At 43.5% G+C, this 26,002-nt stretch carries 23 protein-coding genes and 1 riboswitch; of the genes, 13 read left to right on the top strand and 10 right to left on the bottom strand.

The window, feature by feature from the left end; all coding sequences use genetic code 11:
• Positions 1-52: 52 nt before the first annotated feature.
• Both JMX92_RS10895 and JMX92_RS10890 read left to right on the top strand, forming a co-directional pair.
• Complete coding sequence (locus JMX92_RS10895) at positions 53-583, top strand: amino acid permease (protein WP_201545582.1); 531 nt, start codon at positions 53-55, stop codon at positions 581-583.
• A 21-nt stretch (positions 584-604) separates the two neighbouring features.
• Positions 605-2,872, top strand: a complete 2,268-nt coding sequence (locus JMX92_RS10890) for an Orn/Lys/Arg decarboxylase N-terminal domain-containing protein (RefSeq protein WP_201545579.1) — start codon at positions 605-607, stop codon at positions 2,870-2,872.
• Positions 2,873-3,852: 980 nt separating this feature from the next.
• On the opposite strand, the gene JMX92_RS10885 is transcribed toward JMX92_RS10890, so the two are convergent.
• From JMX92_RS10885 to JMX92_RS10865, 5 genes are all read right to left on the bottom strand, one after another.
• A complete protein-coding gene (locus JMX92_RS10885) occupies positions 3,853-4,674 on the bottom strand; it encodes a sulfite exporter TauE/SafE family protein (protein ID WP_201545577.1) in 822 nt (273 codons plus the stop codon).
• Between the two features lie 130 nt (positions 4,675-4,804).
• Positions 4,805-5,317, bottom strand: a complete 513-nt coding sequence (locus JMX92_RS10880; RefSeq protein ID WP_201545575.1) for a flavin reductase — start codon at positions 5,315-5,317, stop codon at positions 4,805-4,807.
• Positions 5,318-5,385: 68 nt separating this feature from the next.
• Complete coding sequence (locus tag JMX92_RS10875; RefSeq protein ID WP_201545573.1) at positions 5,386-6,414, bottom strand: methionine synthase; 1,029 nt, start codon at positions 6,412-6,414, stop codon at positions 5,386-5,388.
• 78 nt (positions 6,415-6,492) lie between these two features.
• Positions 6,493-7,512 (bottom strand): DUF1852 domain-containing protein, encoded by a 1,020-nt coding sequence (locus tag JMX92_RS10870; protein WP_011961488.1) that lies wholly within the window; start codon positions 7,510-7,512, stop codon positions 6,493-6,495.
• A gap of 493 nt (positions 7,513-8,005) precedes the next feature.
• Positions 8,006-8,524, bottom strand: coding sequence for an META domain-containing protein (locus JMX92_RS10865; protein WP_201545572.1), 519 nt, complete (start codon positions 8,522-8,524; stop codon positions 8,006-8,008).
• A 467-nt stretch (positions 8,525-8,991) separates the two neighbouring features.
• Here JMX92_RS10865 and JMX92_RS10860 point away from each other — a divergent pair, with 467 nt between their 5' ends.
• On the top strand, positions 8,992-9,882 hold the full coding sequence (locus tag JMX92_RS10860; RefSeq protein WP_201545571.1) for a fructose bisphosphate aldolase: 891 nt from the start codon (positions 8,992-8,994) through the stop codon (positions 9,880-9,882).
• Between the two features lie 140 nt (positions 9,883-10,022).
• Here the strand turns inward: JMX92_RS10860 and thiC are convergent, their stop codons facing one another.
• The gene (gene thiC, locus JMX92_RS10855) at positions 10,023-12,023 is read right to left on the bottom strand and encodes a phosphomethylpyrimidine synthase ThiC (protein WP_227675356.1); all 2,001 of its coding nucleotides are present in this window, start codon (positions 12,021-12,023) and stop codon (positions 10,023-10,025) included.
• A gap of 288 nt (positions 12,024-12,311) precedes the next feature.
• Positions 12,312-12,450, bottom strand: a riboswitch (TPP riboswitch).
• Positions 12,451-12,542: 92 nt separating this feature from the next.
• Entirely contained in the window at positions 12,543-12,905 is a 363-nt protein-coding gene (locus tag JMX92_RS10850) for a septal ring lytic transglycosylase RlpA family protein (RefSeq protein WP_201545570.1), read from the bottom strand.
• Between the two features lie 490 nt (positions 12,906-13,395).
• On the opposite strand from JMX92_RS10850, the gene pstS reads away from it, so the two are divergent.
• The 5 genes from pstS to phoU all read left to right on the top strand — a co-directional run bounded on the left by pstS (position 13,396) and on the right by phoU (position 18,504).
• Positions 13,396-14,562 carry a phosphate ABC transporter substrate-binding protein PstS gene (gene pstS, locus JMX92_RS10845; RefSeq protein ID WP_201545568.1) on the top strand — a complete coding sequence of 389 codons (1,167 nt, stop codon included), beginning with the start codon at positions 13,396-13,398 and terminating at the stop codon, positions 14,560-14,562.
• A gap of 108 nt (positions 14,563-14,670) precedes the next feature.
• Positions 14,671-15,621: a phosphate ABC transporter permease subunit PstC gene (gene pstC, locus JMX92_RS10840; RefSeq protein WP_201545566.1), complete on the top strand. Its 951-nt coding sequence runs from the start codon at positions 14,671-14,673 to the stop codon at positions 15,619-15,621.
• Positions 15,622-15,768: 147 nt separating this feature from the next.
• Positions 15,769-16,668, top strand: a complete 900-nt coding sequence (gene pstA / locus JMX92_RS10835; protein WP_011961480.1) for a phosphate ABC transporter permease PstA — start codon at positions 15,769-15,771, stop codon at positions 16,666-16,668.
• A gap of 86 nt (positions 16,669-16,754) precedes the next feature.
• Positions 16,755-17,666, top strand: a complete 912-nt coding sequence (gene pstB / locus JMX92_RS10830) for a phosphate ABC transporter ATP-binding protein PstB (protein ID WP_011961479.1) — start codon at positions 16,755-16,757, stop codon at positions 17,664-17,666.
• Positions 17,667-17,754: 88 nt separating this feature from the next.
• Entirely contained in the window at positions 17,755-18,504 is a 750-nt protein-coding gene (phoU, locus tag JMX92_RS10825; RefSeq protein WP_110817161.1) for a phosphate signaling complex protein PhoU, read from the top strand.
• A gap of 84 nt (positions 18,505-18,588) precedes the next feature.
• On the opposite strand, the gene JMX92_RS10820 is transcribed toward phoU, so the two are convergent.
• Complete coding sequence (locus JMX92_RS10820; RefSeq protein ID WP_011961477.1) at positions 18,589-18,888, bottom strand: oxidative damage protection protein; 300 nt, start codon at positions 18,886-18,888, stop codon at positions 18,589-18,591.
• A gap of 27 nt (positions 18,889-18,915) precedes the next feature.
• The gene (gene argH, locus JMX92_RS10815; protein ID WP_041773855.1) at positions 18,916-20,301 is read right to left on the bottom strand and encodes an argininosuccinate lyase; all 1,386 of its coding nucleotides are present in this window, start codon (positions 20,299-20,301) and stop codon (positions 18,916-18,918) included.
• Positions 20,302-20,635: 334 nt separating this feature from the next.
• On the opposite strand from argH, the gene hemC reads away from it, so the two are divergent.
• The 4 genes from hemC to JMX92_RS10795 all read left to right on the top strand — a co-directional run bounded on the left by hemC (position 20,636) and on the right by JMX92_RS10795 (position 23,872).
• Positions 20,636-21,655 carry a hydroxymethylbilane synthase gene (hemC, locus tag JMX92_RS10810; RefSeq protein ID WP_011961475.1) on the top strand — a complete coding sequence of 340 codons (1,020 nt, stop codon included), beginning with the start codon at positions 20,636-20,638 and terminating at the stop codon, positions 21,653-21,655.
• 69 nt (positions 21,656-21,724) lie between these two features.
• Positions 21,725-22,603, top strand: a complete 879-nt coding sequence (locus tag JMX92_RS10805; RefSeq protein WP_201545564.1) for a uroporphyrinogen-III synthase — start codon at positions 21,725-21,727, stop codon at positions 22,601-22,603.
• 73 nt (positions 22,604-22,676) lie between these two features.
• Positions 22,677-23,162 (top strand): acyl-CoA thioesterase, encoded by a 486-nt coding sequence (locus JMX92_RS10800; RefSeq protein ID WP_155587298.1) that lies wholly within the window; start codon positions 22,677-22,679, stop codon positions 23,160-23,162.
• Between the two features lie 38 nt (positions 23,163-23,200).
• Positions 23,201-23,872, top strand: a complete 672-nt coding sequence (locus JMX92_RS10795) for a hypothetical protein (protein WP_227675355.1) — start codon at positions 23,201-23,203, stop codon at positions 23,870-23,872.
• Positions 23,873-23,988: 116 nt separating this feature from the next.
• Here the strand turns inward: JMX92_RS10795 and upp are convergent, their stop codons facing one another.
• Positions 23,989-24,627 (bottom strand): uracil phosphoribosyltransferase, encoded by a 639-nt coding sequence (gene upp / locus JMX92_RS10790; protein WP_011961471.1) that lies wholly within the window; start codon positions 24,625-24,627, stop codon positions 23,989-23,991.
• Between the two features lie 307 nt (positions 24,628-24,934).
• Here upp and JMX92_RS10785 point away from each other — a divergent pair, with 307 nt between their 5' ends.
• Positions 24,935-25,570 carry a DNA glycosylase gene (locus JMX92_RS10785; RefSeq protein ID WP_011961470.1) on the top strand — a complete coding sequence of 212 codons (636 nt, stop codon included), beginning with the start codon at positions 24,935-24,937 and terminating at the stop codon, positions 25,568-25,570.
• The last annotated feature ends 432 nt before the right edge of the window (positions 25,571-26,002 follow it).

Raw genomic sequence — 26,002 nt, 5'->3', positions numbered from 1 at the left:
TGCTTGTTTGAGTATATTAACAATCTGAGTGTCGGTAAATCTTGATTTTTTCATGTCGAAATCTCCTGCTGGTATTTTAGCAGTTAGTTTCTACTTTTACGTGTTATTGTTTTTCGGGGTGATTACCGGGTATTTTCTGCCATTATTTGGTCGTTTAAATAAATATAATGCTCCTGTAGTAGGTATGTTGGTGTTAGCTACTGTGCAAACGTTACTATCACTAATGACTATTAGTCCTGATTTAAGCAAACAGTTTGATACCTTAGTGAATCTAGCTGTTGTTACTAACTTAGTGCCCTATATTATGTCAATGTCCGCTATTTTGGTACTTTTAAAGTCTGCCAATGTGCCGCAGAAGAAAGTGATATTTACTGGAATCATTGCTTTCATTGGTACTATCTATAGTTTTTATGCATTATACAGTGCAGGTCCAGATGCCATGTTATGGGGTGGTCTCGCAACATTTGCAGGATGGGTATTGTACGGCAAAGTGGTATCAACCAAATTCGACTTAAAATTGCCGATTATTGATGAAATGGATAATAACAATTCAGTCGCTACCACGCCAACCACTATACGATAAGTTAATAAAAGGAACGATACAATGAAACCATATGTGATTGAAAATATTGTTAAGAAAGTGCTCTTTATCCACTCACAATTTCAGGAAAGGAGCGTTGCAGGTCGTATAGCATGTGCCTTAGTTGATGAACTACAGATACGTAATATTGAGGTCATTTTAGCAGATAACGCTGAGGATGGTAAAAGCATTGTGCTGGCTGATAGTGCTATCACACTTGTTCTAATAGATTGGGACTTACCTGGCAAAGATGCCAAAGAAAACCCTGCAGCTGATTTGGTGACTTTGGTTCGCCATCATCGCAATAACTTACCAATTTTTCTGTGCTCCAATCGCAGTACTGCAGGAAATATTGACCCGGATTTAATTTCTGAATTTGACGATTATATTTGGTTATTAGAAGACTCACCAGAATTTATTAGTGGCCGTATCGAGGCGGCGATAAATCGTTATAGCGACAGGTTACTGCCACCCATGTTCAATGCTTTGGTAAAATTTGGGCAAAATCATGAATACTCTTGGCATACACCAGGGCATAATGGTGGAGTTGCCTTTATGAAGCATCCTGTTGGCAGATTTTTTAGCGATTATTTTGGCAAAAACATGCTACGGTCAGATTTGTCTATTTCCGTAGGGGAACTTGGGTCACTACTCGACCATAGCGGTCCGATTGGGATGAGCGAAAAATACGCTGCACAGGTGTTTGGTGCTGATCGCACCTATCACGTGACCAACGGCTCTTCAACGTCCAATCGTGTGATTATGATGGCAAGTGTGACACGTGGCCAGATTGCATTAATTGATAGAAATTGTCATAAGTCAGCAGAACATGCGATTACCCTTAGCGGGGCTGTTCCTAGCTATTTGGTGCCGAGTCGCAATGGCTTAGGCATAATCGGACCTATTTTGCCAGAAAAATTGACGCCAGAAGCCGTTCGCCAAAGTATTTTAGACAACCCCCTAGCACAAAAAGTTGTGGATAAACAGCCGAAACACGTAATTATTACTAACTCTACTTACGATGGTATTTGTTATAACGTGAGCGAGCTAGAGAAATTACTCGGTAGTAGCTGTGACCATTTGCATTTTGATGAGGCTTGGTACGGATATGCCAAATTTCATCCTATGTACCGTGGTCGATTCGCCATGCACGATGAGCCACGTGACCAAAATGCCCCGACAGTATTTGCCACGCAATCGACGCACAAGCTCCTCGCTGCTCTATCACAGGCCTCTTACATTCATGTACGTGATGGGCGTAAGCCAGTAAGCCATGCCAGATTCAATGAATCTTTTATGATGCATGCGTCGACCAGTCCCAATTATGCAATTATTGCTTCTAATGATGTTGCAGCTGCTATGATGGATGGCAATAGCGGTAAAACGCTTATGTCAGAAAGTATCGCTGAGGCAGTAGCATTTCGACAAATGCTTGCCAAATTTTATGCTGATGCAAAGCTAAAAGATGATTGGTTTTTCAATGGTTGGCAACCAGATAATCTGCACACCATCAATGCCAGTGAATTGACCTCATCGAGTCGGCATTGGGTGCTACAAGCCAACGCACCTTGGCATGGGTTTGGTAATATTCCTGCCAATTGGGCGATGCTAGACCCTATTAAGGTCTCCGTATTAATGCCAGGTATGTCTGCTGATGGCACTTATGTCGATGCCGATATGCCCGCCATTCCTGCAACCATTGTTACCCGCTATTTATCTCACAATGGTATTCAAGTGGAAAAAACCATCGATTTTACCATTTTGTTTTTGTTTTCTCTGGGTATCACCAAAGGCAAATGGGGTACCTTGATAAGCGAATTGGGCAATTTTAAACGAGACTATGATAAAAATGTACGGCTAGAACAAGCATTGCCAGAATTGGTCAAAGCCTATCCTAAACGCTATCAAAATATGGGCTTAAAAGACCTATGTAACGATATGTTTACAACCATGCGTGACCTAAAAACTACTGCCAATATGGCGGCGGGCTTTTCCTTTTTACCTACACCCGACTTATCACCTACGGAAGCTTACGAAAATTTGGTAAACAATGAGATAGAATCCTTAGCATTGGATAATATAGCAAATCGTACTGTGGCGACAGGCGTTGTACCTTATCCACCAGGCATTCCAATACTTATGCCAGGCGAGAATACGGGTGGTTCAGATGGTCCTATCTTATCTTATTTAAAGGCGCTAGAAGCATTTGATAATAAGTTCCCAGGCTTTGAACACGATACCCATGGCGTGGAAGTCGAGAACGGCAAGTATCACATTCTTTGTGTAAAATAAACCCCAGTGTTGATAACGTCAACTAAGTAATGTGCTAGATTAAAAAAAGATGCTCACGCTATATACCATATCGTATGAGCATCTTTTTTTATTGTTAACGAGGTATAGCCAATACTGATAGGCTTTTATAGTCATAGCACCTAATTGATTAGGTGATTAGCGTCTGAGTAACTATTGTTACTAGAGACGGCTGGGTGCGTTATAATATTACACATTCTAGTGGTGTATGTTTACCTAACCTTATTCTATAAACCATACTCAAACGCTAGTATTAAAAACATCATCTCAGTAAAATACCAGACTAGGAAAAGCTTGCCAACGCTATGTATAGTATTGGCAAGCTTTTTAATGCTTCCAATATTTAAAAATTAAGTGATTATAATAAGATTAATGACCTCTTGATCAAGAAGTCATTAACACCTAACAAATTATGATTCGGCTCGCAAAAAATCTAACAAGATCATACTTAACATTGGGCTGTAAAAAGCTATAGTCATGCTTCTGAAATTCATTGTGGTAAATTTGGTCATAGGCCATGCAATGATTCTGCTTTTTATAATCACGGGTATCGGTTTATTCAAACTGGTGATGTAGATCGTGCGGGAAAGATTATAACTTCTTATTCATAGACTACTATTATTAACCGATAGCATTCAGTATTAAAGAGTTTTATCAGTATGATACTTTATTACTTCTAGAAGAACAGCTGTAATAAAATTTTAGATTTGAGTATGATGGTTTATTTATTTTTGCAGAAAATGAGGTCTAATAAAATCAATACTTTACGATAGTCTCAGTATGATACTTTATTACTCGCTGACATTAGCTGTCAGCGAGTAATAAAGTATCATACTGCTGACGCCGATATGACTTTAGCACATTCACGGACAAGCACGAAAAAGCCCCTGCTAGATATCTAGCAGGGGCTTTTTGATGGCAGGCTTGAGCCAAGCTTATTAAGTTATAAATGAGGCGAAAACTTAACGTAGTCCTTTGTAAAGAAAATAACAGCCCACAACCGTAAGCAATATGGCAAAGCATTTTTTTAGCATGGCAGGTGATAAAATGTGCGCCACTTTTGCGCCCAGTTTGGCGGTAAAAAAGCTCATGACACTGATGCCCAAAAAAGCATAAATGTGTACGAAACCAATGGTATTAGGGACATCTATTTTTTGCTGCATGCCAAATAACATAAAGCCCAATGCGCCGGCGATGGCAATAGGTAAGCCGCAAGCTGCAGAAGTACCGACCGCTTTTTGCATAACCACGCCATAACGGGTCAAATAAGGCACAGTTAAGCTGCCACCACCAATACCGAAGATAGCAGAAGCAATACCAATCACCCCTCCTGCTGCTAGCTGTTTAGGTTTTGACGGCAGTATGGCCGGTGCAGTATTGGCATCAGTCGTGCTGGCCGCTGCCTTTTTGCCACCGAAGAACATCCTATAGGCTACCCACAGCAAGAAGATACCAACAATAATCTGTAGGTGTAGTCCCGATATCTGGCCGGCCAATCCTGCACCAAAGAAGCAGCCTAATGCCATGCCAGGCGCTAGGTTTTTGAACACCGGCCACATCACTGAGCCCTTTTTATTGTGCGCCATAAGTGAGCTTATCGAGGTGACAATAATGGTCGCCAGTGAGGTACCTAATGCTAGATGCATGATGGTATCTGGGTCATAGCCCATTTGAGTAAACACAATAAACAACAGCGGTACGATGATGGTACCACCGCCCACGCCAAATAGCCCTGCTGCAAATCCTGCCAGAGCGCCAATGATTAAAAAGATGATTAATTCCACAGGGTAATTTCTTCTCAGTTAAAAGTTGGATTAGAGGGCTACTTTATTGAGACAGCCATTTCATTTAAAAGCTGTGTTATTTATAAGGCCTTTTAAGCAAAATAGCCACCGGCATTAATAACTGTCTCGGTTAGGATAGTGCCAGTTGACCCAATTGGCCTAGCCGGTGGTACGAGCGATTAAAGTAAACCAAACTTTGCTCAGCAGTATCTTCGGCTTTAGGCAGCTGAATATCTACCACACGGCACATAAATACGCTGTGTGTACCTATCTGCTGGATTTGCTCAATCTCACAATCGAAGCTGACCAAGGCATCTTGTAATACCGGTGCTCCGGTGGCAAGCTCAGTCCATTGGCCTTGCTCAAAGCGCTCAGCCTGAGTGAGTCTTGAGGCGAAGGCATTAGAGAGGGATTCATGCTGCGCGCCCAATACATTGACACTCAAAATTTTATTGTTAACAAAATGGCTGTGTGAGCGTGAGGCTTGATTCATACAAACCAATAAAGTTGGGGGCATATCAGTAACGCTACACACCGCAGAGGCTGTGAACCCATGCATGCCAGAGTCGCCAGTGGTGGTCACCACATTGACGGCGGTGCTCAACAAAGACATGGCATCTCTAAAGTCAGTAGCTTCAATCATTACTTCAATCCTAAATCAAAAAACGAGGGCGGCTACAGATGAGCCGCTTTTTTTGAGATGACTACAGCTTAAGAGCTTAGCTCATCACGAACAATTTTAGCGCCAGCACTCAATGCTTTTAGCTTACCTTGGGCGACTTGGCGAGACAGCGGCGTCATACCACAGTTAGTCGAAGGATAAAGCTTGTCTGCATCCACAAATTGCAGCGCTTTACGTAAGGTATCCGCCACCTCCTCTGGGGTCTCAATAGTATTGGTGGCCACATCAATGGCACCAACCATGACTTTTTTGCCGCGAATCAGTTCAATTAGATCCATGGGCACCCGTGAGTTTTGACATTCTAGCGACACAATGTCAATGTTTGACTGTTGCAGCTTAGGAAACGCCTCTTCATATTGGCGCCACTCTGAGCCTAAGGTCTTTTTCCAGTCATTATTGGCTTTGATACCATAGCCGTAGCAAATATGCACGGCAGTTTCACACTTTAGACCTTCAATGGCACGCTCTAAGGTGGCAATACCCCAGTCATTGACCTCATCAAAAAATACGTTAAAGGCGGGTTCATCAAACTGGATGATATCTACACCAGCCGCCTCGAGCTCACGGGCTTCTTGGTTTAGAATTTTAGCAAACTCCCAAGCCAGTTTTTCACGGCTTTTATAATGACCATCATATAAGGTGTCAATCATGGTCATCGGGCCAGGCAAAGCCCACTTGATTGGCTGATCGGTTTGTTGACGTAAGAACTTAGCGTCTTCGACAAAGACTGGCTTTTGACGACTTACTGCGCCCACTACCGAGGGCACACTGGCCTCATAACGGTTGCGTATTTTGACGGTTTCACGCTGTTTAAAGTCGACACCATCTAAATGCTCAATAAAGGTAGTCACAAAATGCTGGCGGGTCTGCTCGCCATCACTAACGATATCGATGCCGGCATGTTGCTGTTCTTGTAAGGTCAAGCGCAGCGCATCTTGCTTGGCTTCAATCAGCTCATCGCCTTCTAGTTTCCAAGGTGACCAAAGCTTTTCAGGCTCAGCCAACCAAGAGGGTTTGGGTAAGCTGCCAGCGGTCGAAGTCGGTAATAATACTGCCATGGTGGTTATCTTCTCTATTTTAATAAGGCTTAAAAAAACTTAGTTTAAAAGGCGGTACAAGGTTTTTTGTATAAACCATTAAGCCGCGTGTTTTTGAGGCTTGACCGCTTCAGCAGGGTAGCGCACCTCATAGCTTGCTGCCCACTTATTAAGCGTGTCTTGATAAGGCTTGATAAACTGCTGTTCAGTGAACTTGCCTTGTTTTACTGCCAGTTGGCTGCGCTCTTCGCGGTCATATACCACTTGAGTCAGTGAATAGTCTTGATAGTTTAGGCTCGGCTGATACACATCACCTGCCGCTGAGTTGGCATTGTAAATCTCAGGGCGATAAATCTTTTGGAAGGTTTCCATGGTACTAATGGCACTGATTAATTCAAGGTCCGTGTAATCGGCGAGTAAATCACCTGAGAAATAAAAGGCCAATGGAGCCACGCTACCCTTAGGTTGAAAGTAACGAACTCTTAAGCCCATTTTGTGGAAGTAGTCATCAGTCAGTGAATACTCATCTTGCTTGTATTCCACCCCCAATACCGGATGTTGGTTGGTAGTGCGATGATAAGTTTTGCTGGTCGATACACTCAAGCAAATGACAGGCTGCTTATTAAAATTGGCTTTATAAGCGTCTGAGTTTAATAAATGCTGAAACAGTTTGCCATGTAGGACACCGAAGCTTGCAGGTGGCGGCGTGTTTGGATTTTTATCAAAATGATCTAGCAGTACCACGCTAAAGTCATAGTCGCGCACATACGATGAGAAGCTGTTGCCAACAATACCCTCGATGCGTCTGTTCTGTTTGTGATCAACAATGGTGGTTTGCAGGATTTCAATGGCTGGGAAGGTATTACCATTACCCTCGACATCTAAGTTTGCAGAAACAATATCAACTTCAACAGAATAGCGGTCAGCATTTGGATTGTCCCAATTTGCCAGTGCATTAAAGCGATTATTAATCATGGTCAGCGTCTTGCGTAGGTTTTCTTGACGGCTCTCACCACGTGCTAAGTTTGCAAAGTTGGTGGTCAGACGGGTGCTATCAGCCGGCTTATAGTGTTCATCAAAACGGATTTTTGAAATCGAATAAGTAAATTTATTGCTCATAATATTTGCTACCCTAGTTGTTCAAGATAAAACCAAATTTGTGTATGAGATGAATGATACTCAAAGTATGAGATGAATAAAAACGATACTATTTAAATAAAACATGAATTAAATTCATCTTATTGAGTTTTAATAATTTAAGCTATCTAATCGTAACGCCTAGGGTGGGTTGGATATTGCAATAATATTTTAGCTGTTAGTCTTGTAATATAAGGCTTTAAAGGGTTTTTGATGTGGTTTTTTGTTGGTGTGATATCTGATAAACAAGCCATATTGAGCATGAAGCTGAGTCATTAAAGAGCGTTCTATGCTCATGTGCTAAATAGTATATTTTTTAATCAACATGAATTTTGGTCATGATATTGTTAAAAACTATCAGCATGCCAGCTTGACGTTATTCAAAACTTGCCGCCAAAAAAAACACCTGACATAAGACAGGTGCTCTTTTTATTAATACGTTATCAGTCAGTCATCAATAACTGTTACAGACTGATTATTTGCTCTTAGGAACTGCTTTAAAATGCGCTACTTGCTTTTCGCTACTGATAACCAGCATGGGATGTTTGTTGGTATCTTCACTTAGCGTGTAATTACCCATGGCTGTGGCCACTGTAGCGGCATCGAACTTAGCTTCAGCATCTGGACAGGCCATCATAGTGCTCATAATATTGCCAAGCTTTAGCTTATTATCACTGATGGTATAAGCCGATGAGATGTTATTACAAGTATTGATAAATGACACCATGTCATGATTGTCAATTTTATTGAAGCTTAGTGTTAGTGGCTTGGAAGGATCGATAAATAGGTCAGTAACCTTGTTACCATTGTTGTCCATGGCATCGATTAACTGCCAATCATTGGCTTGTAGTGCAGCATTGGTCAAAGGATGGGTGGTAATTTGTGGGTGCGCATGTGAGGTCGCAGGTGTTACATTGGTGGTGGTTTGACAACCTGTAGCAAGAGCCCCTATAGTAAGGGTGGCAGTCATCATTAAAGTGGTCAAAGCTTTCATGGAATATCCTTCAAATAAAAATAAAATAGAGTAAATCTGCGCAAAGCTATGGTTGTTTAATTGTGGCTATGAGCGCGCAGCTTAAGCCTGCCATTATCACAGAGCCACCAAATCTACACAAGCTGCGTTAACCATTCAAATACCATACTCACGTTTATACCCCTAATAAGCCCCATTTTTATATCATATGTGAGCTGGGACGCGGATTTTTTTGTCAGCCACTTATTTTTCAGTCGCAGTAGCGTATAATAGGCGCAAAGATTATTTTGATAGTGACTGTCATAGGATTTGGTATAGAGTTTGGTATAGGATTTGGGCCTAGATTTTTCTTAGATACTAAGCAATCAGTCCATTAAACACTAAGGTTAAGGATTTTATTGTCGTCCTATGTTACCTTTATAACAAAAATTAAGTCACTGGTTTTATTCCCCTTTTTTCATGACTCTTTAATAGAAATAGGAAGCACTATGAGCTATCAGCAACAGTTAGAACGCATCAAAAATGACATCGGTTTTATCGCAGCTTTAGACCAAAGTGGCGGTAGCACCCCAAAAGCATTACGTATGTACGGTGTGGAAGAGAGCGAATACTCAAATGATGAAGAGATGTTTGCTAAAGTACACGAAATGCGCACTCGCATCATGACATGTGAGACTTTTGATAGTGGCCGTGTATTAGGTGCCATCTTATTTGAAGACACTATGGATCGCGAAGTCAATGGTAAGCCAACAGCCAATTATCTATGGGAAGACAAAAACATTGTGCCTTTCTTAAAGGTAGATAAAGGTCTGGCTGAAGAGATCGATGGCGTACAAGTGATGAAGCCGATTCCAAACTTAGCAGCACTACTAGAAAAAGCGAAAAATTATCCTATTTTTGGCACAAAGATGCGCTCTGTGATTCATCAAGCTAGCCAGCATGGTATCGAGACTGTGGTGCAGCAGCAGTTTGATGTGGCTAAGCAAATTTTATCTGAAGGCTTTATGCCCATCGTCGAGCCAGAAGTAAACATTGAAAGCAAAGACAAGCTTGAAAGCGAAGTGTTATTAAAAGAAGAGATTTTACGTAACCTAGATAGCTTAGATGATGATCATCAAGTGATGTTAAAACTGACTTTGCCTGAAGAAAAAGGCTTCTACCAAGAGCTTATTGATCATCCAAAAGTGCTTAAAGTAGTGGCGCTATCAGGTGGCTATAGCCGTGATGAGTCTTGTGATCGCTTAGCTCAAAATCCAGGTATGATTGCCAGCTTCTCACGTGCTTTCACTGAAGGCCTATCAAAGTCTCAAACAGACGAAGAATTCGCAGCCACCATCGATGCGTCTATCGATAAAATCTATAACGCCTCTAAAGTATAATTGTTATAGTGAGTTAGGTGTTCTATCTGCTAATAGCACTATAAGCTTATAAAAAAGCTTGAACCTCCATCTAGAGGTTCAAGCTTTTTATTTAATAAAAATGGCGATTGGGATTAAAGCCCTTTGTCCTACAGTACAGCTTACACCTCTTTATAAAGCTGGCGTCCCTCGCTATTATACTTCTCTGTCATCTGAGCCATGCCCTTTTGTACCTCTTCAAAACTGGCTTCACCTACTTTTTTAACCAGTTCAGTGTCGACCTCTTTGATAAGATGCACCGCATCACTAAGCTCGCCACTGCTTGGGGTGACCTCAACACCAGTAGGCAGGCCGGCTGCATACTCACGCACATTTTGGGTGATTTTCATTGAGCAAAACTTAGGCCCACACATAGAGCAGAAATGGGCAGACTTGTGCGCATCTTTTGGCAGTGTTTCATCATGGAATTCACGAGCCGTGTCTGGATCTAAGGCTAGATTAAACTGATCATCCCAGCGGAACTCAAAGCGGGCTTTCGATAACGCATTATCACGTGCCTGAGCGCCAGGGTGGCCTTTGGCTAGGTCAGCGGCGTGAGCGGCGATTTTGTAAGTGATGATGCCATCTTTCACGTCTTTTTTATTAGGCAGACCTAAATGCTCTTTTGGGGTCACATAACACAGCATTGCCGTGCCAAACCAGCCAATCATAGCGGCGCCAATAGCACTGGTAATGTGATCATAGCCTGGTGCGATGTCTGTGGTTAATGGACCAAGGGTATAAAAAGGTGCCTCAGAACACATCTCAAGCTGCAAATCCATGTTCTCTTTAATGCGGTTCATCGCCACATGACCTGGCCCTTCAATCATCACCTGTACGTCATGCTTCCAAGCCACTTGAGTCAGCTCGCCTAAGGTTTTCAGCTCACCAAACTGAGCCTCATCATTGGCGTCTTGCAAACAGCCTGGACGCAGACCATCGCCTAAGCTAAAGGCCACATCATACTGCTTCATGATGTCGCAGATGTCTTCAAAGTGGGTGTATAAGAAGCTTTCTTTGTGATGAGCAAGACACCACTGCGCCATGATAGAGCCACCACGAGAGACGATACCTGTAAGACGTTTTGCGGTTAAAGGCACATAGCGCAGTAGCACGCCGGCGTGAATAGTAAAGTAATCCACGCCTTGCTCGGCTTGCTCAATTAACGTATCGCGGAAAATCTCCCACGTTAAGTCTTCAGCGACGCCGTCAACTTTCTCTAACGCTTGATAGATAGGCACCGTACCGATAGGCACAGGTGAGTTACGGATAATCCATTCACGAGTTTCATGAATGTTCTTACCAGTCGATAAATCCATGATGGTGTCGGCGCCCCAGCGGGTAGCCCAGGTCATCTTGGATACTTCCTCATCAATGCTTGAGCCCAGCGCTGAGTTACCGATATTGGCATTAATCTTTACCAGAAAGTTGCGCCCGATAATCATCGGCTCAGACTCTGGGTGATTAATGTTATTGGGGATAATAGCGCGTCCAGCGGCCACTTCAGCACGCACGAACTCAGGGGTTATGATTTTTGGGGTATTGGCACCAAAGGTCTCGCCGGCATGTTGGCGCATATCGGTTAATTCATGCTGCTTTTGGGTCTCACGGATGGCGATGTATTCCATTTCAGGCGTGATAATACCTTGGCGGGCATAATGCATTTGAGTGACATTTTTGCCAGCTTTGGCACGGCGAGGTTTATCAATATGAGCAAAACGGATGTTGGCGGTTTTGATATCACGCGCACGCTCTTGACCATAGTTGCTTGATAAGCCGTCTAAAACTTCGGTATCGCCGCGCTCTTCAATCCATTTTTCACGTAGCTTTGGTAAGCCTTTGGTGAGGTCAATATCGACACTCGGGTCAGTATAGACGCCTGAAGTGTCATAGACATAAAAAGGCGGGTTCTTTTCTCCATTTTCTAGGCCAAAGCCGCCAGTGGGCGTATCGGTTAAAGTGATTTCACGCATCGGCACTTGAATATCAGGACGAGAGCCCTCGATATATATTTTTCTTGACGCCGGCAGGCTGCGGGTTAAGTCGCGAGCCTCTTCATCGAAGCGCTCATCCTCTACATTACGGTGTGCTGGCGTTTTAATGGTGTGTTGTTCATTACTCATAGAAATGTCCTTATTTTTTGTTAATGGCAAGGTGCCATAGAGGCTTTTAGGGTAAAAGGCTAAAAACCGGTAGTAAAAATAAAGACTCAGTGAGTGCAGATTCTGTCGCTTAACAAAGCGAATCCCTCTTTTTTAACACAAACACATTGACTCATAACGCTTAGAGTAACCTGAGATAAGATACATCCAAACTGATTTATCTTAAGCGCATAGCACGCATTAATTCACAACCCTCGAGGGCTGTCATAGCAATAAGCGTTGTATTTTTTGTGATAAAAATAAGGTATAGGGGAGTTGCAATGACTTTCCTACGGCGGTATTAACCGCATCAGGTTCAACGGGTGATGTCTCAGCAAACGCGTGGTTATCTATAATCGCATTTCAGCGGCTATCAGATAACGCAAGGTCTGCACCCCGAGTCTTAATGGTTTTATTAAGGGCTATCTTATCAAACTTTTAGAGCAATAACAGTCCTCAATATTATTTTAATTTTTTCTAGGGCGCTGCGGTTTTACAAAGTTATTGTTTGCGGTATTTGCCATCACCTTTGCTTAATACTTCAACGGTCACTTTACAAAGATTGCAATTTAGCGATTGGTTGGCCTTCTTAGACAAATCGATAATACGGCCGGGCGCAAAAGGACCACGGTCAGTTATTTTTACCACCACCGATTTGTTATTTTTAAGGTTAGTAACTTTTACTTTTGAACCAAAAGGCAATGATTTGTGGGCGGCTGTCATGGCGTACATATTATAAATAGCACCGGAAGCGGTTCTTTTTCCATGAAACCCGGGACCATACCAAGAGGCAAGGCCAGCATTGGCAGGCGCACTCAGTAATAAGGTTAATAGAAGGGTAACTGGTATAAAAAGCTTTTTCATAAATTGGACCTGTAATGGAATAAATGATTGGCACCTGTGATGGCAATAAAATCTTGGCGTTACTGTGAAAAGCAGTGAACCGCGATCAAAACCTAATTGTCTGCACCAAAACATCGAGGGCTAATTCTACAGGTAATTAGTTTAGCGATACTTTCTAATGGTTAAAGATAATGTAATGAATCCTTAACCGAGTAGCGTCTTATGCTATGCCAGTAAGGTTCAAACACCGTCATAGCCAAATGTTCAGCGCAGTACAGTTGCGTAACATTACTCACCCGACTTTTTTTGAAGTTACCTATTTCTTACAAAAGATATTCATTTCATCAAACTGTCATATTTAGACGTCAAAATGTATTCAATCCAATACAAGACCGATAAAAGCGTCGTCAATTACAGTCATTTATATCAAGCCGCTTTGCTTTATCCGTTATTAAGTCTCTGTATTTCTTATATTTTATATAAAAACATTTTTTACTCTTTAGGAGAGACCATGCGTTATTCACTATTAGCTGTCACTGTTGCCAGCATGTTGGCCCTAACTGCTTGTGATAAGAAAGAAGCGGCAACAGCTGACGATACGACAGTGGCTAGCTCGGCAGCAGCCAGCACAGCAAATACTTCAGAATCAACGTCTGCTGCAGCGGATGATTTCAAGTCAGCTGAAGGCATTGAGATGAATATTACCGGTGCAGGTGCTTCTTTCCCGCAGCCTATCTACATCAAATGGTCAGCGGACTACAACAAAGAAACCAAAGGTCAGGTGAATTATCAGTCTATCGGTTCATCAGGCGGTATTAAGCAAATCGTCTCAAACACAGTAGACTTCGGTGCCTCTGATGCTCCAATGACGCCTGAAGAGCTAGAAAAAGAGGGCTTAATCCAATTCCCAACCGTTATTGGTGGTGTGGTTCCTGTTATCAACGTTGAAGGTATCAAGCCTGGCGAACTAAAGCTAGATGGCGAAACGTTAGCCAATATCTACTTGGGTAAAATCAGCAAGTGGAATGATCCTGCAATCGCTGCCTTAAACCCAGAGTTGACCCTGCCTGACACCGCGATTACTACAGTGTTTCGCTCAGACGGTTCAGGGACTACTTTTAACTTTACAGACTATCTGGCTAAAGTATCACCTGAATGGAAAGACAGCATCGGTGTTGATAAGACCGTGCAGTGGCCAACGTCAGCGACAGGTGTGGGCGGCAAGGGTAATGAGGGCGTGGCCAGCAATGTCAGTCGTATGGCAAACTCAATTGGTTATGTTGAATATGCTTACGCTAAGCAAAACAACATGTCTTATGCTGCCATGAAAAATGCAGCCGGCAATATCGTACAGCCCTCTGCTGAAACTTTCGCCGCTGCCGGTGATATTGACTGGTCAAAACAAGACGGTTTTTACAAGGTTATTACCAACTCAGATACCGATCAAGCGTGGCCTATCGCTGCTGCTACTTTTATCTTAGTGCACAAAAACCCAAAAAACCCACAAAAAGTGGCCGGCGTGCTTAACTTCTTTGACTGGGCATATACCCGCGGTGATGAAGATGCTATGAGCTTAGACTTTGTACCCTTCTCAGATAAAGCTGTGGCTTTATTCAAAGCTAAGTGGAATGAAGTTGTAGATAAAGATGGCAAGCCAGTTTATACCCCAGCGCAGTAAGCAATATTTGTATTAACGTTTAGGTACCTAAATACCCAGTTATTTAGGTACGCAAGCAGTAGCAGCTAGATTAGGTGTTATTTAGGTATTCAATAAAACGAGGCTGTCATGGCAGATCTACACTCCCAGTTAGCAAAACAAAAGCGTTATGATTTTTTATTCGTTAATGCGACCAAAGCATTTGCGATACTGGTGTTATTGTCATTAGGCGGTATCTTACTGTCATTAATTATAGGAGCTTGGCCAAGTATCCAAGAGTTTGGCCTGGGCTTTTATACCAGTAATGACTGGAATACGGTAGAGGATAAATACGGTGCATTAGCGCCCATCTATGGCACTTTGGTCACTTCAGTTATTGCCATTTTAATCGCTGTGCCAGTCAGCTTCGGTATTGCAATCTTCTTGACTGAGCTGTGCCCTGCATTTCTAAAGCGTCCTTTGGGCATCGCTATTGAGTTGTTGGCGGGTATTCCCTCTATTATTTATGGTATGTGGGGGCTGTTTGTATTCGTGCCATTTTTTAGCACTTATATTCAGCCGTGGTTTATTGAGCATGTCTCTCCACTGCCATTGGTGGGTCAGCTTTTCGCTGGTGCCCCAATTGGTTTGGGTATGTTTACCGCCTCTTTAGTGTTGGCCATTATGATCATTCCTTTCATTGCAGCCACCATGCGTGATGTGTTCTCCGTCGTACCTGACTTATTAAAAGAGTCAGCTTATGGCATGGGTGCGACCACGTGGGAGGTGATGTTCAAAATTATCTTGCCCTACACCAAAGCGGGTGTAGTCGGTGGGGTGATTTTGGGTCTGGGCCGCGCTTTGGGAGAGACAATGGCAGTGACCTTCTTAATCGGTAATGCTTATAACATTAGCCCAAGCCTGTTTACTTCAGGGGTAACCATCACTTCAGCTTTGGCCAACGAATTTGCGGAGGCGGGCAGTGAATTACACTTAGCTTCGTTGCTACATTTGGGTCTAATCTTGTTTGTTATTACCTTTGTTGTACTGTCTATCTCAAAGCTTATGCTGATGCGTATCGACAAAAAAGCAGGCAATTAGTCACTCTAGTCACCGACCAAGTCTTCACTGTTTATCAGTATTTACCAACGTTTACCAACGATTTTTTATTTCAACGAATTAAATGACCGAATATAAGTTTGTCAAAGCCGCGGTTGTGGTTTTTGACAAATACGGAGAAAAAAGCCAATGCGTTCTGCTAATGCCACTACCGCCATTTCAACCTCAAGTTTTGAGAGCCGTTATAACAAAGGTCTTTATAGTAAGCGCCGCTTTATTAATAAGCTTGGCTTGGGCTTTGCAATCTCTGCTATGGCATTTGGCTTGTTTTGGTTGGCTTGGATTTTAGTTACCTTGTTTGTTGAAGGCTCTCAAGCGGTTTTAGACATGCCGATCTTTTTGGCAGACACGCCGCCGCCACAGACTGAGGGTGGGCTACGTAACGCCATTGTTGGCTCTATCATGTTGGCTTTCTCAGGCTTATTTATTGGAGCGCCTATCGGTATGATGGCTGGCATTTATCTGGCGGAATTCTCACAAGGCAGCTGGCTTGGCAAAGTAACCCGTTTTTTAAATGATATTTTATTATCGGCACCTTCAATTGTTATCGGTCTATTTATCTACGCGCTGATGGTAAAAGGTCAGCACTTCTCAGGTTGGGCTGGTGCATTGGCTTTGGCACTGATTGTGATTCCAGTTGTGGTACGTACCACAGAAAACATGCTTAACCTCGTACCCAACACTTTACGCGAAGCTGCTTATGCCTTAGGTACCCCTAAATGGAAGCTGGTTACCACAGTGACGGTTAAAGCGGCTCGAGTGGGCTTGACGACCGGTGTGTTATTAGCCTTTGCGCGTATTACTGGTGAGACAGCGCCGTTACTATTTACCGCCTTTAACAACCCGTTCTTTAGTACCGATATGAATCAGGCGATGGCCAATTTGCCCAATACCATCTATCAGTTTACCTCAAGCCCTTATGATAACTGGCACACACTAGCTTGGGCGGCGGCGCTACTTATTACCATGACGGTACTGACACTAAATATCTTGGCCCGCTTAATCAGTGGCAAAGAGCAAAGCCGCTAAGCCCAAACTGAATTTAGCAACACATGACGCACAAGCACTAAGTCAACCAATGACAGCACATACTGCACGCAAGATGGGACACAATTATGAGTGATACATTAAAGAGAAAACCTGTGAATAAAACCACCAGCACGCAAGCGACAAGCTTACTGGGCCAGCCGATGACTACCGGTGCCCAAATTGCTCAGCCGGATACCACAAGCTTTAACCAGCAAACGCTAGCGGATATACCAGACAACATGCCAGCCGCTAAAATGCAGGTGCGTGATTTGAGCTTTTATTATGGCGATTTTAAAGCCCTAAAAAACATCAATATCGATATTCCAGAGAAAAAAGTCACCGCTTTTATTGGTCCTTCAGGCTGCGGAAAATCTACTTTGCTGCGTACTTTTAACCGCATGTATGATCTGTATCCTGGTATGCGTGCTGAAGGTTTGATTAATCTTGATGGCAAAAACATTTTAGATAAATCAGTGGATGTGAACTTACTGCGTGCCCGTGTTGGTATGGTATTCCAAAAACCCACCCCCTTTCCGATGTCTATTTATGACAATGTGGCGTTTGGTGTGCGCTTGTACGAAAAGCTTAGCAAATCAGAGCTTGATGAGCGTGTGGAGTGGGCGCTTAAAAAGTCAGCCCTTTGGCCTGAAGTCAAAGACAAGCTAAAAGCCTCTGGTCTATCCTTATCTGGCGGCCAGCAGCAGCGTTTATGTATTGCTCGCGGCGTCGCAACCAAGCCTGAGGTATTGCTGTTAGATGAGCCAACCTCAGCCCTCGATCCTATCTCAACTGGTGCAATTGAGGACTTAATTGAAGATTTAAAACACGACTATACCATCGCTATTGTGACCCACAATATGCAGCAGGCGGCACGTGTGTCTGATTACACAGTTTATATGTATCTGGGCGATATGGTTGAGATGGGTGAGACCAATCAAGTCTTTACCAATCCGGCTCAAAAAGCCACGGAAGACTATATTACCGGCCGTTATGGCTAACACAGCATTGACTTGGACTGGGGTTTTTTATGATTACCTGTCTATTACTACCTTGCATGATATTTTCCAACTTTAGGAATGCCTTACAATGTTCACTGAAAAGCACTCATCTCGAAGCTTTGACCATGACCTAAATCAGTGCATTGATTTATTTTTAAAGATGGGTCGTATGGCAGCTGAGCAGGTCACCTTAGCGACGCACGCGTTGGTCGATAGTAATGAGGAAATGGCCTCTACTGTGATTGAAGCTGATCATCAAATTAATCAGATGGAGATTAAGGTTGATGAACAGGTGATCTTATTGGTTGCCAAACGCCAACCTGCCGCAAGCGACTTAAGGTTGATAATGGCCCTATCAAAAGGGGTGGTGGATTTAGAGCGGGTAGGTGATGAGGCCAGTAAAATTGCGCGTATGGCTTGCAAGCTTAAAAAAGAAGGCGTCTCTCCGCGGGGCTACTCTGAAGTGCAGCACTTATCCAATCAAGTCCGAGTGATGTTATTAGATGCGCTGGATGCTTTTAACCGCATGGATCCTGAACAAGCCTTTATGGTGCTGCAAAGCGATGAGGTGGTCAACGAAGAGTATCAGTCGGCCAGCCGCTCATTAATGACTTATGTGATGGAAGACAGCCGTCATGTCTCCAAAGTTATTAATATTCTGTGGGTTCTGCGGGCGTTAGAGCGGGTAGGCGATCATGCGCGCAATATTGCTGAATTGGTGATTTATTGCACCAGTGGCAAAGATGTGCGCCATACCGACTTTGTCACCGTCGAACAAGCGGTGCAAGAGGCTTCTAATAATATTGCGGCTCGCACCAATACCAATAGCGGCGACTAACAGGCTCAACATGTCTGCCAAAAAAAAGGAGCACTCAAATGAGCGCTCCTTTTTTGATTACTGAGTTGTGGCGAAGTAAGCGGCTTACTTGTTGTCACCTTCAGGTGTCCAGCCTTGTGGACGCTCATAATCGGCGTTGTCAAAAAACTTCTCACGCTGTTCGGTGATGAATTTTTTGGCCTCAGGGTTAATCATGCTTAAATGGTTTTCATTAATCAGCATCGTTTGTAGCTCTAACCACTCATCCCACGCTTTTTTTGAAACCGTGTTTTGGAGCTCCTCTCCTTTTTTATTGGGAAAAGGTGGGTTTGGCATTTTTGGTAAATCCTGCTGATACTTACGGCAAAATACCATATTGGCTTTTGGGTCAAAAGTCGCTGTCATTGTATTATCCTATTAATTATCAACTGATTATTTCAAATTGCTATTGTATTTTTCCAGACGTTTGCGACCACGAGCCACGGCTTGGATGACTTGGTTTGGCGCTGTGCCGCCTAAGTGGTCACGCGCAGCCAGTGAACCCTCTAAGGTCAGATAATCAAATACATCATCGCCAATAGCATCACTAAATTGCTGTAATTGCTCAAGTTTTAATTCACTTAAATCCACACCTTGTTTAATACCTAGAGCAACAGCATTACCCACTACCTCGTGGGCATCACGGAAAGCAACGCCGCGGCGCACTAAGTAGTCAGCCAAGTCGGTGGCTGTGGCATAGCCTTTCATGGTGGCGGCGCGCATGTTTTCCTTATTAGGTACTATATTAGGCAACATATCGACAAATGCAAGTAGTGAGCCGGTTAGGGTATCTACGCAATCAAATAACGGCTCTTTGTCTTCTTGGTTGTCTTTGTTGTACGCCAATGGCTGGTTTTTCATGAGTGTCAGTAGCGTGATGAGTTGACCAAAGACGCGGGCAGCTTTACCACGCACTAATTCTGGCACATCTGGATTTTTCTTTTGCGGCATGATGGATGAGCCGGTGCAGAAGCGATCTGGGATTTGTACAAAGCCAAATTGTGCTGACATCCACAGAATAATCTCTTCACTCATGCGCGATAAATGCATCATCAAAATAGACGCAGCAGAAGTAAATTCAATCGCAAAGTCTCTATCAGATACCGCATCTAGTGAATTTTCACAAATACCTTCAAAGCCCAACAGCTCAGCGGTGATGGTACGGTCGATAGGGAAGGTGGTGCCGGCCAGTGCGGCGCTACCCAGAGGCATTTGGTTGATACGGCGACGGGCGTCAATTAAGCGCTCTGTGTCACGATTTAACATCTCAAACCAAGCCAATACATGATGACCAAAGCTTACGGGCTGTGCAGTTTGCAAATGGGTAAAGCCTGGCATGATGGTATCTGTATGCTGCTCAGCCAAAGTCAGTAGACCTGATTGTAATTTAACCAACAACTCAACAATGTTATCGACTTCTTGACGTAACCATAGGCGGATATCGGTGGCCACCTGATCATTACGGCTGCGTCCTGTGTGCAGCTTTTTACCCACAGTGCCAATAATGTCGGTCAAGCGAGATTCAACATTCATGTGCACATCTTCAAGCGTAATAGACCAGTTAAATTCACCAGCATCAATTTCTTGTTGCACTTGATGTAGACCACTGATAATGGTGTCTACTTCTTGTTGCGTTAAGATACCGCATTTACCCAGCATAGTGGCATGAGCGATAGAGCCTTGGATGTCTTGTTTGGCGAAGCGCTGGTCAAAGCCTACTGAGGCGGTAAAGGCGGCAACAAAGCTGTCGGTAGCCTCAGAGAAGCGGCCACCCCACATTTGTTGGCCTTGTCCACTGCCAGCTTTGGCGTTAGAAGTAGTAGTGGCTGTATCGGTTGCAAGAGGGGTCGAATCGTTATTTGCAGTCATATCGGTTAAAATCCAGTAAAGGGCACAAAGCGGTTAGAATACTTAAAGCAGTATAGCAAACCAGACGCTAGCCATGCTAGTTAAGCCGCCGCTGTTTTTAGCACCCAGTTTTGTGCGTTAAGCCTTGAAACTTAAGTGCTAAGCGCCCACACAAACATATCAACACTGCATTACCCCTTTATTTATGGTTAAATATGAGGGTATTTATACTTTCTTCTTCTACTTATACTAATAAAAGATATTTATGACCACATCAGCCCACACCACCTCATTAAAAACCCTTAATATTGCCACTCGTAAAAGCCCCTTAGCCATGTGGCAAGCAGAGCACATTAAGGCACGTCTAGAGTCGCTATATCCAGATTTGGAGGTGAATCTAGTGACTATGGTTACTCAAGGTGACAAGATTTTAGATACCCCGCTGGCGAAAATTGGCGGTAAAGGGTTGTTTGTTAAAGAGCTTGAGCAGGCATTGTATGATGGCCGTGCCGATATTGCTGTGCATTCATTAAAAGATGTGCCAATGGTTTTGCCTGAAGGGTTAATCTTGGGCACTTACTGTAAGCGTGAAACCCCAACCGATGCTTTTGTGTCAAATACCTATGATTCACTAGATGCGCTGCCCCAAGGTGCAGTAGTGGGTACGGCCAGTTTGCGTCGTCAATGTCAGATAAAGGCACATCGCCCCGACTTAATCATTAAGTCATTGCGTGGCAATGTTCAGACCCGTTTAAGCAAATTAGATGCCGGCGAGTATGACGCCATCATTTTGGCGACCAGTGGTCTAAAACGTGTTGAATTAAGTGATCGTATCAAACAAGAGATTGATATCGATATCAGCTTGCCTGCCGTGGGTCAAGGCGCTTTAGCTATTGAATGTCGTAGCGATGATGACGCGGTATTGAGCTTATTAAAGCCATTAAACGATGGCCAAGCCCGTATTCGTCTCATGGCAGAGCGTGCCTTGAACCGCCGTTTGGAAGGGGGATGTCAGGTGCCGATTGCCGCCTTTGCTGTCATTGAAAAAGGGGCTGAAAATGACGACACAGGGTCGCATAACAAGACCCTATGGCTACGTGGCCGTGTGGGCTCAGAAGATGGAACGACTCTACTTAAAGCTGACAAGCGCATTGCTTTGATGGGTAATCAAGCCGACCGTGAAGCACAAGCTGAGCAATTGGGTATAGATGTGGCAGATGAGCTGTTGTCATTGGGTGCAGATGGTATATTAGCGACCATTTACAACAATAAAGACAAAGCGTGATGATTGGGGGTGTTGCCAACTTAGGCGCCATTTGCTTGAACTTTAAATGACCTCACTTAAAGGGGTGCTATGATTTTTATCAATACCCGTCCCATCGAACGTGCGCAGCCATTAACGCAGGCCATGCAAGATAAAGGGTTGACGGTACTAGAACTGCCGCTGCTTGAGTTGACAGCGATTGAGATTGGCCAAAGAGAGCAGCAATATCAACAGCATTTTTATCAGCAGCCAGATCAATATCAGGCTTTGGTAGTGGTCAGTCCCACTGCGGCTCGTATGGGACTGGCTGCGTGTCCGGTAGGCTTTGTTCCTCGCTGTGCGGTGATTGCGGTAGGCCATGCCACAGCCGAGGTGTTACGCGTTGCCGGCTGGCAAGTGCATTGTCCTGTAGAGTACAGCAATGAAGGTATGATGCTTATGCCTCAGCTGAACCGCTTGGGGGTGGGTAATCGTATTTTGGTCTGGCGAGGCAGAGGTGGCCGCCGAGTTTTGGTGAATTTTTTGCAAGAAAATGGCGTGGGTGTCGATGCCATTGCTTGGTATCAGCGCCAATGCCCACCACAGGCTGAGCATGATTTTAAGCAGCTGCTGCCACAGCTGGGTTTGTCGGAAGTAGCGAAGTTACCGGATGCAATTAACTTAAATGGCCTAAATAGCTTACACATCAGCCCATTAGATAACCCAGACGCTAACTCTAAGCACAAGCCTTTGGTACTAATCAGCAGTGGTGAAGCGTTTACCAATTGGCGCTTGCTGATGGCTTCGATAGATGAGATATCAGATAAGGCCGTGCCTAACTATCAATTAAATGATTTTAACTATCTGACCTTTGGAAAGCGCTTAACGGATACCTTAAACCAGCTACAACTAAACTGCGTGCGTATTGAGAATTTGGATACATCTGAGGTGTGGCGCGGGGTTAGCGCTCTGTACTCTGATTTATCTTGAGGTTAATTTAGAATTACTGGCAGTCTTGTTTCACCCCATGAGTCAGCCAATTGCATAAGGATTGTTTATTACCATGAGCCAGAGCGTTTCTAGCAGTGAATTTTTAAGCGAGCATGTTAAGCCGCCTGAAGCTTTAGCCGGCTTTGGCAGTATTTATGTGCAAAATGTGGTCTGGAATGACATGGATGCCTTTAATCATGTCAACAACGTGGTCTATTACCGATATGCGGAGTCGGCTCGTATCAATTATCTTAATGAGCTAGGCGCTTTTAGTAATGAGGTGACGACCGTATTGGCGCAGTCGAGCTGTACTTATTTAAAGCCTGTGGTATTCCCAGATACTTTGTTAATCGGCGTGCGTACTAAGAAGCTAGGTAATACCAGTATTATTATGGAATACGCTTACTTTAGTACCGCTCAGCAAGCTTTAGTGGCCACAGGAGAGTCAGTGCTGGTGCGTCTAAATAAAGAGGGTACAAAGAAGCTGCCTTGGTCGACGACCGAGCGCAGCAATATATTGGCCTTTGAAAAGGCTGCCGGCCACAGTCCCCAAATCTGATGTTTTCTTTATTTGTCAAACGCCCCCCAACACAACTTGTGCCAGCTTTACCTTTATTGGATGAAAGCCTATATCCACTGTTGTGGCAAGACAAAAGCTTTAAGAGTGCACAAGCGCTTATCGCTGTGTTATTACAAAACTCGGATTTAACAGATGCCTCGAGTGATGAGAGTATCACCCAAGCACAGCAGCAGTTTAGTCAGCATCTACAGCACAATGCCCACTACCAAGACTGGGTGAACTTTACTGTATTTGGACGTTATATACAGCGCAGCTTCAGCGCCTTTTATCGTCAAAACGAAGATGTATTTAATACCGATATGCCCGAGCTGCTTCGCTATGAGCTGATGCGCCATACTCAGCGGTTACCTGTGGGACAAGTGTTATTGTTTGGTGGTGTGCTGCCTAAGAGCGTGCGTCAAGAAAAACTGCTCATTGCGACTGTGAATCCGTATCAAGCCTTGCAGCAGGCACTGCGATCTTATAGCAAAGCCAAAGCCACCGATCCAATCATTATTAACCTCATCACAGCCCAGTCTGATAAGGTCAAAGCCTTTGCCATCAAGCACAATAAGCGCACTCGAGATGGACGACGCAATGATGTGATGATTTTAGATTTCACTCAGTTGGTGTTGGTCAAAGAGGACGCGATCAAAAAAAATGCCCAATCAGACAGGCAATATCTGATTAGGCATTATCGCATAAGCTAAGCTGTTGCCCTCGCTACTCGCTATGATTATTGGCTCATTATCGCCAGCAGTTGGTTATGGCAAATAGCGAGTTATGGCTAATGACTCGATAGCTTTTGATGGTTGGTTATAAACACTTATTTAGTACCAAAAATCTTATCACCTGCATCGCCAAGACCTGGGATGATATAGCCATCTTCATTTAAGTGACTGTCTAAAGAGGCGGTATAAATCTTCACGTCTGGGTGCGCTTCGTTTACCAAACGTACGCCTTCAGGCGCTGCAACCAATACTAATGCCTTAATCGTAGAGCAGCCTTTTTTCTTAAGCATATCAATAGTAGCTACCATCGAGCCACCAGTGGCCAACATCGGATCGATAATCAGCGCAGGACGCTTATCGACATCAGCCACTAGCTTTTCAAAAAATGGTACAGGCTGTAGCGTCTCTTCATCACGCTGCAAACCCACCATAGAGATTTTGGCAGTCGGGATTAAGTCGAGCACACCATCTAACATACCAAGGCCGGCACGTAGAATAGGTACGATTGTCACAGTTTTACCAACAATTTGCTCACCGGTAATCTCTGTATTATCCCAGCCCTGCATAGCGAATTCTTCGATTTCAAAGTCACGGCACGCTTCATAGGCCATTAAGCGAGCAAGTTCGCTGGTTAAGGTGCGGAATTTATAAGTACTACAGTCTTTGGCACGCATTAAGCTCAGCTTGTGGCGCACTAAAGGGTGTTTAATAATTTCTATGTTTAAATTGTTCATAAAACCTCTTTGAACATCGTCTGTGTGGGAACAGCGGGCTTGAATTTAGGGGAGAGTATCAAGGGGATACAGGTGACAATATAAATTGGATAAAAAAATGCTGCACCCAAACATATGGAATGCAGTTAACAAAACAATTATACCAATAAAACAAAAGCAACTGACAGACTTCGTAGTTCAGATACTCTATGTTACAAGCTATTTTAAAAACACTATTTAAAACTCAAGTACTTACCCAGTGAAATAAAAAGTAATAATCACGTTGATTTTAAAAAAATAACAAGAGACAAAATAAGGAGCTAATCCCTTGAGTTCGACAAGAGAAAACCATTTGCAAGAGTTGCCTATAGAGAGTCATCCCTTTAAACCAGTGCTACCCAGCAATGCTACTATCATGATGATGGGAACTTTTCCACCAACCCAAGATAAGTGGGCGATGCCATTTCATTATCCTAACTTCTATAATGATATGTGGCGTATATATGGCCGGGTGTTTTTTGATGATGCAGACTACTTCCGTGTGGGCGATGAGAAGCGCTTTGATCCTGAGCGTATTAAGGATTTTTTGAGTCAGCATGCTATCGCCTCGTGTCCCACCGTAAAAAAAGCCATCCGTGAGCAAGGTAATGCTGCAGATAAGGACTTAACCATTGTAGAAGCGGTTAATTTAAAGCAAGTATTGAGCCAAGTTCCAAAAGTTGACGTACTATTTACCACTGGCGGTAAAGCGACAGAAATCCTGATGGACTTATTAGCGCAAGAGCAAGGCAAAGCTATTCCTAAATCTAAGATGCCCAAAACCAATCAGCATATAGACTATAACTATGGTGGGCGTCAGCTTACTTTATATAGGTTACCATCGACCTCTCGTGCGTATCCACTGGCTTTAGATAAAAAAGTAGCCGCTTATCGGGATTTCTTCCAAGCGATGGGGAAGCTCTAATCGCTAGTGGACAGAAAAACCAGCGCATAGATAAGATGAAAAGAGAGTGGGCTATGTCAAAATTTTGATTTTATTAATAAAATTAACTCAGGCTGTTTGCTTAATCTGCTAGAGTCTAGTATACTTTATCTCCTGTTAAGGAAGCACTTTAGTGGATTTGGTTAAAATAAGATTGGTAATACACCAAACGATAAAAAATCAAATAAAACGAAAAAAGCCCTTGACTAAGAAAATAAAGCGTCTATAATACGCACCTCATCGGGACAACGGGATTGATAATCGATAAGATTTAGAGGTTGTTACCTAACGAATTAAAACAAAAGCTTGACACATACCGAATTGATGGTATACTGGATGGCTCGCTAAGTAGGAAAGCAAATTGCTTAAACTTCTCTTAGTGTGATTAACTTAATACGGACGACGTAATAAGTC

Origin of the sequence: Psychrobacter sp. H7-1, assembly GCF_904846585.1 — a bacterium.
Classification (GTDB): Bacteria; Pseudomonadota; Gammaproteobacteria; order Pseudomonadales; family Moraxellaceae; genus Psychrobacter; species Psychrobacter raelei.
The sequence above is the reverse complement of the archived record's forward strand: the minus strand, read 5'-3'. Positions and strand labels throughout refer to the sequence as shown.